Below are 14,572 nucleotides of genomic sequence, written 5' to 3'. Positions count from 1 at the left end.
TTATTGTGACCTTTCAACTCGCGTTTCAACTCCTCGTGGTCGGGAATTTCGCCCGTGTCCTCCCAGACTTGGCGGGAGTGATAGTTGGCAACGTTCCAAAGTTTGCTGGCCGACCATCCGTGGCGGTCGAGCGAGTCCTCTACCTGTGAGCGGTTGAGGATTCGTGCTCGGTGGGTGCGATGGACTTCCAGCATTCGTGGAACGGCTGTATAATCGCTTATACTTGCTTCAATTGTAAAAGATTGGATTGAGAACCGTGGAATATCCAGTCCTGTCGGAGACGGTGGGGCGTGACACTGAGTGACGGCGCGTATCCACGGCCTAAAGGCCGTGGTATTGCGCCTGTTCAGCGTATAAGTCATAATTCTACAGGTCTCTTCTTCGAGTTCATTTCGATCACGGTGGCTTACTCAGCCAGTTTCACCGCATAATCCGCTCTCAGACTGGAGACGGGGCAGTCCCCGTCTTCAATTTCTACGATTTCATTTCGATCACGGTGTGAGAGTGATTCGCCTCTGGAGCATCTCCCTCTGCCTAATTTCATTTCGATCACGGTGTCCTCATCTCGGTACTGATCCTATTACTTCAATTCCAATAGCACCCTGAGTCATTTCGATCATGGTGCCTTCATTTCGACTACACCCCTTTCATTTCGAAAAAGGTATTGCAGCTTAGTGTTCATCACCGATAATGAACCACAACCCATCCGACATGCAGGGAGATGGGAGCGAAGATATCACAGATCAGTCTTCTGAGTCATCTATCGTCGATAGCATCCTCGATGGCGAACGAAAAACAGTCTTCGAGAATAAACAACTCGTTGACTCGAACACGATCGTCGATCACAACCGGATCTATGGCCGTGACAAACAACTAGCAGCTGAGGCCCGAGCGTTTCGTGACACCCTCGACGGCGAACGTCCCCCAGATCTCTTACTCTACGGGCCAAGTGGTACTGGAAAAACACTCACGGTGAAAGCGGTCGCTGAGAAAGTAAAAGAACGCGCCACTCAGAACAAGATTGACTTCGACTTTATTGCGGTCAATTTCAAAACGATGGAGTCCCACTCGTTAGACCGCGCTGTCTGGAAACTCGGAAATCAAACCGCTAAGAAAGCCGGTGTCTCCTGGGATATCCCTCGGAAAGGTGTCTCCACCGATGCAAAATATGTCCGTCTCTACGAGATTGTTGACCGGCATTTCGATGCTCTTGTGTTCATACTCGATGAAATTGATACTCTTACCGGTCGCGCTAGTGATGATGAGCCTGCGTATTCCCGGTTACTCTACAGCTTGAGCCGAGTCATGGCCGAGCAGCATGTCGATACCCTCGTCTCAACGGTCGTGATCACGAACCATCCTAAATTCCGCGAGAATCTTGATAGCCGCACCGATAGCTCGTACAATCCGACCGGTATCCATTTCTCCGATTATGATGCTAACGAACTCATCGAAATCCTCAACCGCCGACGTGACGCCTTCAAAGACGGGGCACTTGATGACGGTGTCATCGAACTCGTTGCTGCATACGGGGCGAAAAACGAGGGTGACGCACGTCGAGCGATCGACTTACTTCGTGATGCAGGAGAGTTAGCAAACAGGAACGGAGAGACGGTTGTTACAGAGCGGCATGTACACGCAGCCAATGACTCAGTCGTCAAAAACCGAGTGTTAGAAATCGTTGGTGGAATGTCACTCCAGAAGAAGCTCTCGCTTTATGCTGCGGCCGTTGTCGCAGATGTGAATGATGGCGCGGCACCAAGTCCAGCAATTTACACGTTGTATCAAGAAATCTGCCAACGCACCGACCGCGACGTCTATACGCAGGAAACCGTCAACAGCCACATCAACAAAGCAGGAACGTATGGTGTACTCGAAAGCGAGCGGACGAGTGGTGGCTTCAAAAGCGGTGTTCACCTTATGTTCACATTCACAGAACCAGTTGACGCTGTAATTGAGACACTCGAAGAAGACGATACGTTCGACGAGATCGAGCTATCCACCGCTCGCTCAATTGCGCGACAATCTATCCGCAGTAGTTGACGCCCTTGTGATTAACAGTAGTCGGGGGTGTCATAGAACTCGTCCCATAGTGTTGATTACACCCACTTCGATGGTGAACTGGCCGACAAGTAGGTCTGCAGAGAGACTATTCGATTTCTAGCTGGCCACTGCCGCTGCCCTTCCCATTGGCGTTCTCATCCCATTCGAGTTCGAACTCGACACTTAATTCAGTCATATTGCCAGCCGGGCCTTCGCGTTCAGCTTTGACCTCAAAGGTCGGTCGGGCAGGAGGATTCAGTGTTACAGACTCGGAGCCTGCTTTCAGGCTGATAGCGTTTCCGTTGTCGAGATTGTCTGCGACTTTCCGAAGGTACGATGCAATCTCTTCTCGACTCTGGTCGCTTTCCGATTTGAACAGAACTTCTTCAGGCATACTGAACGACACGTTGCCTGCCCGGATAAGTGAATCCCCTGTACTTATCGAATTAGGATGCCCGCACAGTGGGTGTATGAGTCGTTCTTCAAGAGCACTGGCCCGAGATGTCTCCCACACGGTTTTGCCTTCCACTCATCTTTCATTTGATATGCCGTTTAGTGTGAGTTGGCGTACGCTTCTCGATGAACTTGATGGTGTTCCCGATGGAGCGACGCTCGTCACTCCATTGTCGCGTAACCGGTTCCGGATTACCGATGTCCAGGAGCACCGTATTATCATCCGTTTCGAGAACAAGGATCAAAAACAACCACTTCAGCGCGACCAGTTCGAGACGCTGTATCGACGGATCTCCAATACGTCAAATGGTTTCGAACTTGACCGACTTCCTCCTGACGCCGACCCCTACCCAGCGGTGTGGAGTCTGCATCCTCGCTTCGAAATCGATGAGGATGCTGGTGTGATTATCGAGAGGGAGGGGGCGACGTCCACACAGCTGCTTAAGGCTGAGACCGAACTGGAGGCTGAAGACCGGACGGAGCCCGACCTTGATGTGTATGCTGACGCGCTCTTGCTCGTTGATGCGCTTGAACGCCACGACGTAGCCACGTTGGAGGACATGGAAACGGACGCGCTGGTCAATCTGTACACGCTGCTTTCGGACGTTCAACGCAATGCCAACAGTTTCCGCAAGGATGTCGCCGATGTGCTGCTCAACCGCCTCCACCATGATCGGCCCGTCAGTGGCCCGTTCGGCTCTGTCCAGCGGACCACCCGACGCAACCGCACGCTCAAGGATGACGCGGAGGTTCTAGCGGCGCTCGAAGACGCTGGAATCGATCCTGGGCGCGTCATGAGTGTGGACCGCGACAAGGTTGATGACGCGCTGGAAGTGACGGAACTGGCCGAGAGCGACGTATACGAAATCGACGAAAGCGAGTACGTTCGAAAGGCAGAGGTGGATGACGAGGTCAAGGAGACGCGTTTGCAAGGTCTCAAAGAGCAACTTGCGGCGACAGAAGGTGAAGAGGCCCAAGAGTTACGCCAAGAGATCGTGGATTTGGAGGACCGCATCGACGAACTCACGAGTTTTCGGACAGGAGCAGAAGTGCACGAATGATGACCACCGCTGCAGCGCTACCCTATTAGGTTCTCACATTCACTTACCGGATAGTAAATCACTCGTGTCGAGTTTCATGGATGATTCAAATGCTTCTACATCGTTCTCCATCGAATCGACTACATCGTCGCCTAGCAGCTCTCGCGCTTCTTTCTCCGTGATTTCCTCACGTCTGTACTGCTCGTAGATCGTTATTTTCTCTGCGTCAGCGTCGTCCATAGTTGTGGATTCGTCCTCACATCTGATTAACCATGGGTGCTGTGACATCCGAAGTACAGGCTCACTTCTGGAGGGTCAATCCCCGAATAGGCGCGAGAGGAATCCGCTCGACTCATTTTCGTCGGAAGCTACCTTTGTTCCAGTCGGTTGTTCGTAATCGCTGCTCGTTTCGGCGGCACCGTCCAGTAGTTCGTCGACGGAATACCCGATCCACTCAGCGAATTCTTCTGGTGCGCCAACGTAGACGCTGGTGGAGGATTTCTCCGACATGAACCGTTTCGGGAGCCGTTTCTCGTAGTCGTATACTTCGTATTCTTCGCGGTCGAAGTCGGCAGTGATCGCGTCGGGCTCGGACTCGAACGTGACGCGGCCACCTTGGATGTCCCGTTTCCATTTGAGGCGTCCCGTATCATACTTTTTTTCTGCTGGTTCGTCGGCTGGGAAGTACTCCGGTTCCTCTCGACCGGCTTCGTCGTAGAACTCACGGAAGATGCGTCGAACGTCTTCGATGGTCCCGTTCCCGTCGGTCCATGGTTGCTCGGTGAGCATCCGGCGGGCGACGTAGCTGAATATCGGGTTTTCTCGTTCTAGTACTTGGGTGAGGTCTTCTTGGGCTTCCCGGAATCCTGGGTCTTCAGGGTTTGATGGGAATGAGACGTCCATACTCAGGATCTTCATCCGGTTCCGGAACTCCGATTTGGGAAGCGCGTCGTTCGTCGTGAAGATGAGGCAGGGCTGGTCAACGCTTGTCGGTGTCCAGTCACCCCAGTAGTTCCGGATCGGGCTCCAGTTCTGGATCTTGCGCTTCTCTGCGTCGATGATTGCGTACGGGAAGGACGTGTCCCACTCGCGGATACCGCGGATTTCTCCGACACCGACATCGTCTGCGTCTACACCAGAGATAACCGTGTTATCGGAAATCAGTCGGAGGATGTACTCGGTGAGTTTGTCCTTCCCGGCGTCGCTTTTCCCTTCGATGTAGAGGTGCTGGAGGACGTTGTCGAGCGTCCGTGATGGTGAGGAGAGTGCCTCGGCGTACTGATTGGCGAATGGGGCCCAGAACCCGTAGAGGAACGCCTCGTACATTTGCGCCATCACCGCGGTTTCCGACTGCGTGTAGCCGTGGTTCTCGACAGTCTCGATGTAGTCCTCGATCGTTTCGAGACAATGGCCCAAGACTTCAGGCGTTGGTTCGTCAGTGGCGACCAGAATCATCTCATCATCCTCGCCAATCACCACTTGCTCAGCGTCCGGAAGGACAGACATCGTCGGAATCGCCGTCGATTCCTTGACCTGCTTGTTGTATGCGCTCAGTGGTGCAGTGATACTGTGGTCTTCGACAGTCGCACCCCGATCACGGAGGCTGGTTCCGAACTCGTCGGCCGTGTCTTTGTCCACTTTGCTCGTCCCCATCCGGATCTTCTCATCAGGCGCTCTGACCCGTGGTCGGTCGAGTGTGTCCGTCAAACTTGTTTCGTGCTCAGATTCGACGAGCCCGACATCTGGAGACTCGTCACTGTCATCTGTTTCGTCTGAGTCATCCTCGACCGCTGAATCGTCGGGTTCTACGATGGTTCGATCGGCATTTTCGGGTTCCTCAATGAACGCGACCGTCTCGTCAGCCTCTTCCGGATCATCAACGACGGCAGTGACCTGATCTGCGACATCTTTTAGATCCTCTACAGCGTCCTGATTCAGCGCGGCCGTGTCACTCACATCGAGATCAGCCGTCCCGACCCAGTACTCAATCCGGTTCTCCCGCTCTTCTGGTGAGTCGGCTTCTTCAAGCGCTTCAACCAGCCCCTCTAACAGTGTCTGGCTGCTGTAGCTTTCCCGATATTCGTCGATGAACCGCTTGAACTCTTTGTCCAGTTCGGTCCCGACATCAGTCGTAAAAACAGATATTTGGTTCGTGTGGTACTCCCATGAGTTCCGTGAGAGGTTTGCGGATCCCTGCACGAGTTTTACCGTGTCGTCCGGCATGACGATACGGTAGATCTTCGAGTGGACGGTCTTCCGGTTCTTCAGCCGAACCGTGAGCCGACCATCCTGTCGCAGCTGAACCAGTGAGCGCGCAGTAGAGACGTCATTGACTTGGCCAGCGTAATCGTCGGCGTTTCCGATGAGAACGTCCAGCGATCCGATATCGTACTCGGTCAACATTTTCACCATTAGTTCAGGCGTCTCCGCGTAGGTAACTGCGTCAACGTGACGAGCACCCTCGAACAGATCGAGAAAGTCACCTCGCTCCTTCACCATCGCCAGCCGGTACTTTGCCGATCCCGACCCGTAGAACTCCGGCATATCAGCGAACCTGTCAAACGAAATGTTCGCCGTAAGTTCATCCATACGGTAAATTACAACTAGTTGGCAATAAATCCGTTCAAGAGCAGTAGTTGCTTCTCTCTACGTCAACTACCCGTTCACCGCGCTCAAAGCCTGCGCCTGCTTGCGATTCTGAAGAATTTGTTGCTGAAGCGGTCCAGTAATCTGTTCTGACGGTCGCTAAGCCCGGTCAATTTCCCCAGATCACCTACAGGGGGACAAAGAGTACTGTGAGCGCGTATACACCCAATATACATCACTATATTCTATTAATCTATAGTATTATCGTAATTTCTAGAACGGGTTTTTAACCGGGTAGGTGATATGCCGCTTCGCGCCAAATGACGAGTTCAAAATCACCTGCCGCCATCACTGAAGCGTTGCGAAGAGAACTCGGTGATGCAGCAGAAGACGTCCAACGAACGTATAGCGACCTCCACACGTGGATGATCAATAAGGGAGAGAATCCAAGGCGAGAAATCGGACTCAGCGAATCGACGGCAGAGAACTACCTCGACCGCCTTGATCAGCTCCATCGATTCTCAATCACGTATTTCGACCCGGACGATCCTACGAAAATTGAGGACGAACATGCCGACGCTCTCCTGTTGATGATTGACCGAGCAGAGATCACGAAACAACGAGGGAAGAACAAAGGCGAGGAGTACGGTGAATCGACGAAGAGGAAATTTGCCGACACTCTGGGGTGCTATTTCAGATGGCAGTATTACGAAGGGGCGATGGACTACGAGTGGGAACCAAAAATCAACTTCAGTGACGAGAAAGGTGAATCCGCGTACCGATTCACCTACCGCGAACTGGGACTATTGTTTGAGGAAGCAGAGTCCTATGGCGCACTCCCATCGTACTACGATACACCTGTTGACGAACGGGAGAAAATAGATGGCCTCGTTGCACAGCGGCTTGGAATCCCGAAAGAAGACGTAACGCGAAACGATTGGTTGCATGCTGATTGGAGTGGGAAAGTCCACTCCATGGTGGCCGTTGGGTTCGATGCTGGACTCGCACCGATCGAAATCGGAAACGCCGAAACGCATTGGTACGACCCGAAATCGAACACGCTCAAAATCCCAACTGAGTTCGCCTGCAAAGAACGCGAAAAAGAAGAGGTAGGCCTGTCAGACAGGTCTGGAGATGTGCTAAGTGAGTGGTTTCAGGAGCGACGTCACCTCGAAAAGTACGATGGGAGCAACAAAATCTGGCTCAACAGGGAGGGAAACCCCTACCAATCAGGGAGCCTCTGTAACCTCCTGCGGAATCTATGCGAAGAAGCAGGGATCAAAACAGATGATCGGAAGATCGTCTGGTACAGTCTTCGCCAGACGATGGGGCGGAACGTGACTGCCGAGGGAGAACTGTCCGAAGCCAACGATCAACTGCGACACGAACGATACGAGACGACACAAGAGGCGTACAACCAGACCCCAGTCGAAAAGCTTCAACTCCGGCTCAACGAAACCCAGCGAAAAGCAGAGAAGGCAGCAGCAGATCCCGAATACAACCCCTTCGCAGAAGAGGTAGATGCGACCTCGTCAACAGCCACTACGAATACTCAACCAGCACAGGAGACAAACGAGACAACTGCGGCGGTCTCCAAGACGAATGGCGGCGGCCTCCACATCGATGCGGTGATTTCGGATACGACTGAAGCCCGTGTCGATATCACGAGGCAAATCCTTCAAGACGGGACAGAGGAGTAACGCTGCCCCACTATACTGGGAACTACCCCATTCGATCTAACGCGTTCTTCCGATCTTCGATCGGTGCTTGATCGTACTTCATCGTCGTTTCTGGCGACTTATGACGGAGTTGAGTCTGGGCAGCCGCGAGTCCTTCCTCACGTGCCATATACGTTCCTGTCGAAGGCCTGATAGCATACCAACTCATTTGCCGATTCTCTGTGGAGATCCCTGCGATCTCACAGAGCCGGTGAAGCAAATTCCGGAGTGACGAGGTCTGGTACGGGTTGCTTCTTCTCGTCAACCAAAGCGCGTCGGTGTCATCGTACTTTTCGATCGTTGCTCGTTGTGTCAACCAGCGATCCAGCATCTCGACAGTCTGGGTCTGGAGGCTAACGATCCAGTGCTCTGTATTCTTCGAGGACTCTTCTTTCGGGATTCGGAGGACACCGTTGTCGACGTCAACCCACGACGTTCGTGCGCGTTCAACCTCGATCGGGCGTAGACCACCATCGAGGCTCGCGGCGACAAGGCTTGGTGTCTTCCATTTGTTCGCGCGGTCCCAGTCCGCTTCCGTCACTTCTGTTTTCGGCTTCTCGAAACGTTGTGCCAGGTACGCAACCCACTGGTCTCGTTCGTCACCGTGGACACTATCACGACTAGGGACACTTCCATACTCCAGTGACGCGTCACGGATGGCAGTCCGCTCTTCGCGCGTTAAGTAATCCCGTGGCGTCGTTGATTGGTTTTTGCGGGAGAACGTAATCTCTGGCTCCCACTTGTCTGCTCCGCGTTGATGATGTCGCCACTTGTAGAGCATCATCAAGGCCTTCCGACACGAGTTCTTGTGCGCGTTTGACTTCTGTTGGCCAGCTAAGTGACGCAAGTAATTGTCAGCGTGGTCGTGAGTGAGGCTCGTAGTGTACCCGCCTTCCTGCTCCCAAACCCAGCGGTAGAACTGGTCCATTCGGAACGCGCGATTGCTGACGGTTGTTTTGCGTATCCATCAGCTGTCTTCGGATCTATGCCGAATGTTAACAGCCAATCAAGACACTGTTCTCGCTCACTCCGATAGTCGAGGAATTGTCTCTCATTTAGCAATTCTTCTGTCGGCCCAGGGATGAGCGTGATATCTTCGAGGAGGTCGATTGCCTGGTCCGCGTCTTTCATTGCCTGACCTCCGTGACGGGAACCCAGACCATTGCCTCTCGATTTCGCCAATCGCAAGACGGCGGTCGATTTTCCCCCTTGAACTTCATTGCCTCACGACGTAGTGGAATCGCAAGACGGCGTCGGGGTCGATGCACCATCTGAACCGCATTGCCCGTGAACATACGTTTACCTGTGGTTAGTTCACGGTGAAAACCACGAGAAGGCGGCGGGGTAGGATGCTCCGACAGGGATTCGAACCCTGGTCATTGCCGTGAGAGGGCAATATGATTGGCCGGACTACACCATCGGAGCGGGCTTCGTCTTCACTCAACCGTAGAGCAGTGTTATGTTTAAGGATTCCGTTTCGATCCTACAGTGAGTGATGGTCGCACGAGAGAACGTATCAGCGATCGTGTACTGTCAGCTGTCACTCCTCGAACGGTGACTTCGTTGCCTCGGGCTCGAAACCCTCGAGGCTGATGATGTTTTCGCGGCCGACGCGAAGTTTGCTGATGGTGCCCTCGTCTTCCATATCCGAGAGCAGCATGCTGACCTTGGATTTCGACCAGCCGGTTTCGTCGACGATGTTGACCTGTTTCATCCGCCCGCCGTTCTCGCGGATGAGTTTGACGACGCGGTCTTCGTCCGTCAGGAGTTCCTCATCGGCGATTGAGTCGGTTTCCTCGGGGAGTTCGCCGGCCGCGTCGGCGGCGGCTGGTGCGGGCTGTGCTGAGTCAGGTGGTGACTCTCCGATGGCGGGTTCGCCAGCGCCGGGCCCGTACCGCCGATACCAGATCACGGCTGCGGCGGCGAGGCCGAGACCGAAGAAGGCACCGAGGAGATACAAACCGGGACCGATGCCGTCTATCGTCGCGATCAGGCTCGTGTCGGTATTTCCGGGTCGGTCGAACACCGCCCGTGGGCGGCCGTCAATGAACTCCCGTTGACCGTTCCACCGAACGGACTCTGCCTCCTCGAGTGAGGTCCCGGCGTACTGCCCGTCGGCAGGTTCGACCGAGTGGAACGTGAGATCACCGCCGGCCTCGATGACGATCGCCTGGGAGGGACCGAGTGGGAGGTTCTCGAAGACGTCGCCAACTACGAGTCGGTCGGCGTCGACGGCTGCGAACCCCTCCCACGTGAACGACATTTCGACGACGCCGGTCGTCGTTGACTGGTTGTCGGTGACGCCCACGGCCGTAAACTCCTCTTCGATCTGCGCGGAGCGGTGGAAGTTCGTTGCTTCCATTTCCCGGCCAGTTTCCCGTTGGCCGGATTCAACCATTGCACGCGACTGGACGGTAAATTGGTCGTAGAGGTCAGTCTCGTTGGCCTCGAACTCCTCGGCGAAGACTTTGAAGTCCTCTCTGGCAGCAGTCGCGTTGTCTTCGTCTGCGAACACCTGTTCGTACCGGAAGGTCCATGTCGCGCTGCCGTTTTCGTGAACGGTAATCTCGAACGTCGTATTGTCGAAATCTTGGGCTTCCTGGACGGCGAACTGGCCGTCATCCGGTGGGGTCGCCATCGCCGCGGGGTGTGTCTCCGCGGCTGGCGACGTGATCGGTCCAGTGTCGGCCACCGCGATCGGTGCGCTGGCCCCAGCGACGAGCGTAAGGACGACGAGAACGACGAATCCGACGGAGGCCGACCGATTCATTCGTCTACCCACTACGTGTCGGAGCTAAAAATGCTTGTGAATAGCGAGAGAGGATGGTAGAAGCGGTCGATACGAGCAGTACACGGACGATGAGTGGCGTCTCGCTCGCTTGCTGTGGTTCCCGACACTCCGACCTGTGTCGATACCCACAAATCGATCGACTGTGTAGCAGGCCTCATGATCTCGAATCTCGCACAGGGTGTGCAGGCGTTTACCAGCAACGTCTTTCTCGTTACCGGTGAGCGGACCGTCCTCGTCGATACGGGCGCGAACTTCGACGCCGTTGCAGCCGTCTCCGATCGCGTTGACGACCTCGAGGCAGTCATCCTGACCCACACCCATCGCGACCACGTTGGGAACCTCGCGGCGATCAAGGAGGCGTTCGATGTCGACGCATGGGGGTACGACACCTCGATCGACGGCGTCGACCACGCAATCGCGGACGAGGAGACGGTCCAATTAGGCGATCACGACTACGTCGCGCTACATACCCCTGGCCACAAGAACGACCACCTCTGCTTGTACTCGGCGGAGGCAAGCGTGCTGTTCGCGGGCGATCTCGTCTTCCAGAACGGGAGTTTTGGTCGCACCGATCTCGAGGAGGGGGATCGCCCGACGCTGATCGAGAGTATCGACCGCGTGCTCGAGTGGATTGATCCCGACCTCGAAGAGATGCACACGGGCCACGGGCCGAGCGTGACCAACGACCCCTACAGCCATGTCGAACTCTCGGCGCAGATGGCACGCCAGACGTAGGCGTGTCGCCCGACAGAGAAACTGTCCAGCAATCAGAGGGTCGCCTGTCAGTCAGTGCCGGCCGGCCGTGACCCGCACTGCGGCCGGGCCGGGACAGCGGTCCGTCTCAGACCTGTTTGGCGGCGTCGAGTAACGTATCGTACGCGTCCGCGTACGCGCGAGCGATCCGTGTAGGATCGTCCCGCTGTTCTTTGCCAAGTGGCGGTAACCGCACGCGCTCGAGCGGGTCGAGATAGTCGAGGACGTCGGGGACGCGCTTCTCGATGGCCCCATCTCTGGGGCTCGAGCTGGCGATCTCGCAGGCTCGACAGTAGCGGTCGCCGTTGTAGACGCGCACGCGGCCGGGTTCGACGGCTGCGACGGCGGCGATCTGCGCCGGATCGAGCGACGACAGCGGCAGCGCGATGTCGCTGTAGGACTCGACGACGGCGACGTCTGAGTCTTCGATCTCGGCAGCCAGGCGGTCGAACGTGGGGACGTACTTCTGCTCGGCAAGGTCGTTGAATTCGGCGACGGTCTCGACGGGAATGGCGTCGGAAAGGGGGAGTACGTCAGCAACCGCGCCCGGAACTTCGGTGGTTGCGTTGCGGACGAACAACGCATCGTCGGGATCGCGGCCGATCCGGTCGACGACGAACTCCCGGTCGGTCCGGCCGAGCAGACCGCTGCCGCCGCCGGGGCTGGGCTGCCAAAGCCGGTGGACGGGGTTGAGCCGCTCTGGCGGTCGGCCACGGCCGTCGGCTGCCGAGAGCCGCGCCGCGTCTTTACCGTAGAGTCGCCCGTCGGCGAGGGCACGTCGGCAGTCGTCGTGGTCGAACCAGAAGTCGTTGCCGGCGCGGGGTTTGTAGCCAACCGCGCCGGTGCGCTCGAGCAGGCCGGCCGAAAACGTCGTCTTGCCGGCGTCGACGCGGTCGGCACCGACCACGAGGAGGATCATTCTTTCAGGCCGTAGTAGCCAGGCTCGTCCTCGTCGCGGGGTTCAGCAACGACGAGGTCGTCAGCGTTGGTCATAACCCATGGAATCGCCCAGTCGAGCAGGATATCCTCGGTCTCGTGGTCGATGTCGGCGTCGGGCTCGAGACCCTGGAGCAGCCGTGCGATCTCGTAGACGGTGTACATCTGGTCGGCTTCGAGCAACTCCGCCGGCGTGTAGAAGTCACACGGCGGGAGGTTCTCGAACTCGGATTTGGGAACGGGCATACACGTCCGTACCGGCGGCCGGTGCCTAAAGGGTTCGTTCGCGGTCGAGCGAGAGCGTCGATGGAACCGTCATGTCACTCGGTTCGCGTGCCACCCTCGAGATAGTGGGTGATGCGATCCCGACTTGATTCAGCTACCTTGACGAACTCGACGATGCGCTGGCCGTCTTCACGACGATCTGACTCGAGTTCGATCGTCATCGACTGGTTGCGCAGGTGGTCGAAGAGGGCGTCGATCGAGTCGGCATCGCCTCTGACCGTGTGCCGGTGGCCGATCGTCTCGCCGTCGTCGACGTCTCGAATCGCGTCGACCATCGGAAAGAGGATCGACTCGCCGAGATCGTGTGCGCGTTCTTGCAGCCGATCCCCGTCTTCGTCGAACTCGGCGGCTTGAAACGCCTCGCGGAGGAGCCGCGAAAAGATGAAATCCCGACCATGATCGAACGGCAGCGAGAACGCGTAGGCGAGTTCGTCGTGGTGTTGGGCCTCGGTCGTGTATTTGACCATCGCGTCGCCGGCCTCTGATTTCATCACGACGCCCTCTCGCCCCGCCGCGTCGAGTTCATCGATGGCGTCGCGAACCGTCTCGACGGCAGCATCCGGTGGGGCCCGTCCGAATAGCCGCGGCTGGTTGAAGTCGTACGTTTCACAGATCGCGCGACGATCGGCTACGGACAGCGGATCGCCCGACTCGCGGTCGCGAACGCCGAAAACGCGGAAGTCGTGGGTGTCTACCCCCTCGTAGTCGGTGGTCGTGTAGGGCGTTTCCGGCCCGATGAGTTCAGCACAGAGAGTCTTTTCGGGATGCTCGTCAAAAAACGCCTCGAGCGACAGCAGCTTGCGCGCCCGCGCGGTCGTGTACGGGCAGACGTAGCCGCTTCTGGTAAACGCAAGCGGCTCGCCGACGTTCGCGATTCGAACGTTGAACCCGTCGAGTTTCTCCTCGACGGCGACGGTGGCCCCGTCATCGAAGAACGATCGAATCCCCGGTTCGAGCACGAGCAGTCGCGGGATGCTCGGATACCCCCTGATAACGGTCTCGGCGTCCTCGACGATGACGGTCCCGCGCTCGAGACCGTGGCGCGCGTCCGTCAGGACGTGGTAGGTCCGACCGCCGAACGAGCGCTGCTCGAAGTGCTCGAAGAGGTCGGCCGGCTCGTCGGTCGTGGCCCCGAGGCGCTCGAGGTACGCGTCGCGGTCCATATATCGACTCTCGCCGTTCATCGTCAAAAACACCGGGCCGGCCCCCGCTCGGCGGCGGCAGCCGTCTGCTCGGGGAGAGGTCTATGTAGCTTACCGCACAATTGAGACGTATGCCCGGCGACCTCCCGCGCCAACGGTTCGTCCTCGACACCTCGCTGTTTATCACCGAGGAGATCCGCCGCGACGACGAATCGCTCGAGGCGGCCGTGCTCCGCCTGCTCGATCTCGTCTCGACCGCACGCCTCGAGCTCAACATCTCCTGTTACGTGCCGCCGTCGATCCACGACGAACTGGGGACGATGTTGCGCGAGCGCGACGTCGACGACGCCGTGTTCTCACGGCTCGACACCTGGGTTGTTCGCAAGAGCCCCGACCGCTACGGCGTCACGATCCCCGCCAACGTCGTCTACAACTTCATCGACGAGATGAGCGATCGGGTCGACCGCGGCCTGCGAGTCTCGGAAGAGGCCATTCGCGAGGTCGAACAGCTCGATCCAGACAAACTCACGCGGGACTCCGATGACGGCGAACGGGAGGCGTACATGACCGAAGCCGATCGCGTCCTGTCGAATCTCCGTGACAAGTATCGCCGCGCGCTCCGACAGGGCGTACTCGATTCCCGTGAGGACTTCGACCTGCTGATCCTCGCGCGCGAACTCGACGCGGGGGTCGTCACGGAGGACCGGGGTATCATCTCGTGGGCCGACGAGTTCGGCCTCCGCTACGTCCGCGGCGGCCAGTTCCCGACGCTGCTCGAGGAGTACCTGCGGGCGACTGGCGTCGCAGACGACGATTGATCGGGGC

At 57.0% G+C, this 14,572-nt stretch carries 12 protein-coding genes, 1 tRNA gene and 2 pseudogenes; 5 read left to right on the top strand and 10 right to left on the bottom strand.

Going from position 1 to position 14,572, the window contains the following annotated elements; genetic code table 11:
* Positions 1-194: pseudogene (locus BSG09_RS21095) on the bottom strand (RNA-guided endonuclease InsQ/TnpB family protein); the annotation flags it as partial.
* 496 nt (positions 195-690) lie between these two features.
* On the opposite strand from BSG09_RS21095, the gene BSG09_RS07550 reads away from it, so the two are divergent.
* Positions 691-2,043, top strand: a complete 1,353-nt coding sequence (locus BSG09_RS07550; protein WP_092931729.1) for a Cdc6/Cdc18 family protein — start codon at positions 691-693, stop codon at positions 2,041-2,043.
* Positions 2,044-2,149: 106 nt separating this feature from the next.
* On the opposite strand, the gene BSG09_RS07545 is transcribed toward BSG09_RS07550, so the two are convergent.
* Positions 2,150-2,437, bottom strand: a complete 288-nt coding sequence (locus BSG09_RS07545; protein ID WP_092931727.1) for an amphi-Trp domain-containing protein — start codon at positions 2,435-2,437, stop codon at positions 2,150-2,152.
* A gap of 151 nt (positions 2,438-2,588) precedes the next feature.
* On the opposite strand from BSG09_RS07545, the gene BSG09_RS07540 reads away from it, so the two are divergent.
* On the top strand, positions 2,589-3,557 hold the full coding sequence (locus tag BSG09_RS07540) for a hypothetical protein (protein WP_092931725.1): 969 nt from the start codon (positions 2,589-2,591) through the stop codon (positions 3,555-3,557).
* A gap of 39 nt (positions 3,558-3,596) precedes the next feature.
* Here BSG09_RS07540 and BSG09_RS07535 read toward each other — a convergent pair whose 3' ends face one another.
* Together BSG09_RS07535 and BSG09_RS07530 are read right to left on the bottom strand one after the other, a co-directional pair.
* A complete protein-coding gene (locus tag BSG09_RS07535; RefSeq protein WP_092931723.1) occupies positions 3,597-3,776 on the bottom strand; it encodes a hypothetical protein in 180 nt (59 codons plus the stop codon).
* A gap of 75 nt (positions 3,777-3,851) precedes the next feature.
* The gene (locus BSG09_RS07530) at positions 3,852-6,125 is read right to left on the bottom strand and encodes a phospholipase D-like domain-containing protein (protein ID WP_092931721.1); all 2,274 of its coding nucleotides are present in this window, start codon (positions 6,123-6,125) and stop codon (positions 3,852-3,854) included.
* A 317-nt stretch (positions 6,126-6,442) separates the two neighbouring features.
* Between BSG09_RS07530 and BSG09_RS07525 the strand changes: the two genes are divergently transcribed.
* Entirely contained in the window at positions 6,443-7,822 is a 1,380-nt protein-coding gene (locus tag BSG09_RS07525; protein WP_223174783.1) for a tyrosine-type recombinase/integrase, read from the top strand.
* Between the two features lie 22 nt (positions 7,823-7,844).
* Here BSG09_RS07525 and BSG09_RS07520 read toward each other — a convergent pair.
* From BSG09_RS07520 to BSG09_RS07510, 3 genes and pseudogenes are all read right to left on the bottom strand, one after another.
* Positions 7,845-8,971, bottom strand: a pseudogene (locus BSG09_RS07520) (tyrosine-type recombinase/integrase).
* A gap of 219 nt (positions 8,972-9,190) precedes the next feature.
* Positions 9,191-9,265, bottom strand: a tRNA-Glu gene (locus BSG09_RS07515).
* 115 nt (positions 9,266-9,380) lie between these two features.
* Positions 9,381-10,610 (bottom strand): helix-turn-helix transcriptional regulator, encoded by a 1,230-nt coding sequence (locus BSG09_RS07510; protein WP_092931719.1) that lies wholly within the window; start codon positions 10,608-10,610, stop codon positions 9,381-9,383.
* Positions 10,611-10,787: 177 nt separating this feature from the next.
* On the opposite strand from BSG09_RS07510, the gene BSG09_RS07505 reads away from it, so the two are divergent.
* Positions 10,788-11,366, top strand: a complete 579-nt coding sequence (locus tag BSG09_RS07505; RefSeq protein WP_092931763.1) for an MBL fold metallo-hydrolase — start codon at positions 10,788-10,790, stop codon at positions 11,364-11,366.
* 106 nt (positions 11,367-11,472) lie between these two features.
* Here the strand turns inward: BSG09_RS07505 and BSG09_RS07500 are convergent, their stop codons facing one another.
* The 3 genes from BSG09_RS07500 to BSG09_RS07490 all read right to left on the bottom strand — a co-directional run bounded on the left by BSG09_RS07500 (position 11,473) and on the right by BSG09_RS07490 (position 13,768).
* Positions 11,473-12,303, bottom strand: a complete 831-nt coding sequence (locus BSG09_RS07500) for an ATPase (RefSeq protein WP_092931717.1) — start codon at positions 12,301-12,303, stop codon at positions 11,473-11,475.
* Positions 12,300-12,566, bottom strand: coding sequence for a DUF5827 family protein (locus BSG09_RS07495; protein WP_092931715.1), 267 nt, complete (start codon positions 12,564-12,566; stop codon positions 12,300-12,302). Before BSG09_RS07495 ends, BSG09_RS07500 begins: the two co-directional genes overlap by 4 nt.
* 74 nt (positions 12,567-12,640) lie before the next feature.
* Entirely contained in the window at positions 12,641-13,768 is a 1,128-nt protein-coding gene (locus BSG09_RS07490; RefSeq protein ID WP_092931713.1) for an RNA ligase, read from the bottom strand.
* 110 nt (positions 13,769-13,878) lie between these two features.
* On the opposite strand from BSG09_RS07490, the gene BSG09_RS07485 reads away from it, so the two are divergent.
* On the top strand, positions 13,879-14,565 hold the full coding sequence (locus BSG09_RS07485; protein ID WP_092931711.1) for an RNA ligase partner protein: 687 nt from the start codon (positions 13,879-13,881) through the stop codon (positions 14,563-14,565).
* The last annotated feature ends 7 nt before the right edge of the window (positions 14,566-14,572 follow it).

This window comes from Natrinema hispanicum (assembly GCF_900111485.1).
Lineage (GTDB): Archaea > Halobacteriota > Halobacteria > Halobacteriales > Natrialbaceae > Natrinema > Natrinema hispanicum_A.
This window is presented reverse-complemented; position numbering and strand designations above follow the sequence as displayed.

What these genes read in the sequence shown, in the direction of transcription:
- BSG09_RS07550 (WP_092931729.1), top strand. Translation starts at nt 691, where the DNA reads ATGAACCACAACCCATCCGACATGCAGGGAGATGGGAGCGAAGATATC.
- BSG09_RS07545 (WP_092931727.1), bottom strand. Translation starts at nt 2,437, where the DNA reads ATGCCTGAAGAAGTTCTGTTCAAATCGGAAAGCGACCAGAGTCGAGAA.
- BSG09_RS07540 (WP_092931725.1), top strand. Translation starts at nt 2,589, where the DNA reads ATGCCGTTTAGTGTGAGTTGGCGTACGCTTCTCGATGAACTTGATGGT.
- BSG09_RS07535 (WP_092931723.1), bottom strand. Translation starts at nt 3,776, where the DNA reads ATGGACGACGCTGACGCAGAGAAAATAACGATCTACGAGCAGTACAGA.
- BSG09_RS07530 (WP_092931721.1), bottom strand. Translation starts at nt 6,125, where the DNA reads ATGGATGAACTTACGGCGAACATTTCGTTTGACAGGTTCGCTGATATG.
- BSG09_RS07525 (WP_223174783.1), top strand. Translation starts at nt 6,443, where the DNA reads ATGACGAGTTCAAAATCACCTGCCGCCATCACTGAAGCGTTGCGAAGA.
- BSG09_RS07510 (WP_092931719.1), bottom strand. Translation starts at nt 10,610, where the DNA reads ATGAATCGGTCGGCCTCCGTCGGATTCGTCGTTCTCGTCGTCCTTACG.
- BSG09_RS07505 (WP_092931763.1), top strand. Translation starts at nt 10,788, where the DNA reads ATGATCTCGAATCTCGCACAGGGTGTGCAGGCGTTTACCAGCAACGTC.
- BSG09_RS07500 (WP_092931717.1), bottom strand. Translation starts at nt 12,303, where the DNA reads ATGATCCTCCTCGTGGTCGGTGCCGACCGCGTCGACGCCGGCAAGACG.
- BSG09_RS07495 (WP_092931715.1), bottom strand. Translation starts at nt 12,566, where the DNA reads ATGCCCGTTCCCAAATCCGAGTTCGAGAACCTCCCGCCGTGTGACTTC.
- BSG09_RS07490 (WP_092931713.1), bottom strand. Translation starts at nt 13,768, where the DNA reads ATGGACCGCGACGCGTACCTCGAGCGCCTCGGGGCCACGACCGACGAG.
- BSG09_RS07485 (WP_092931711.1), top strand. Translation starts at nt 13,879, where the DNA reads ATGCCCGGCGACCTCCCGCGCCAACGGTTCGTCCTCGACACCTCGCTG.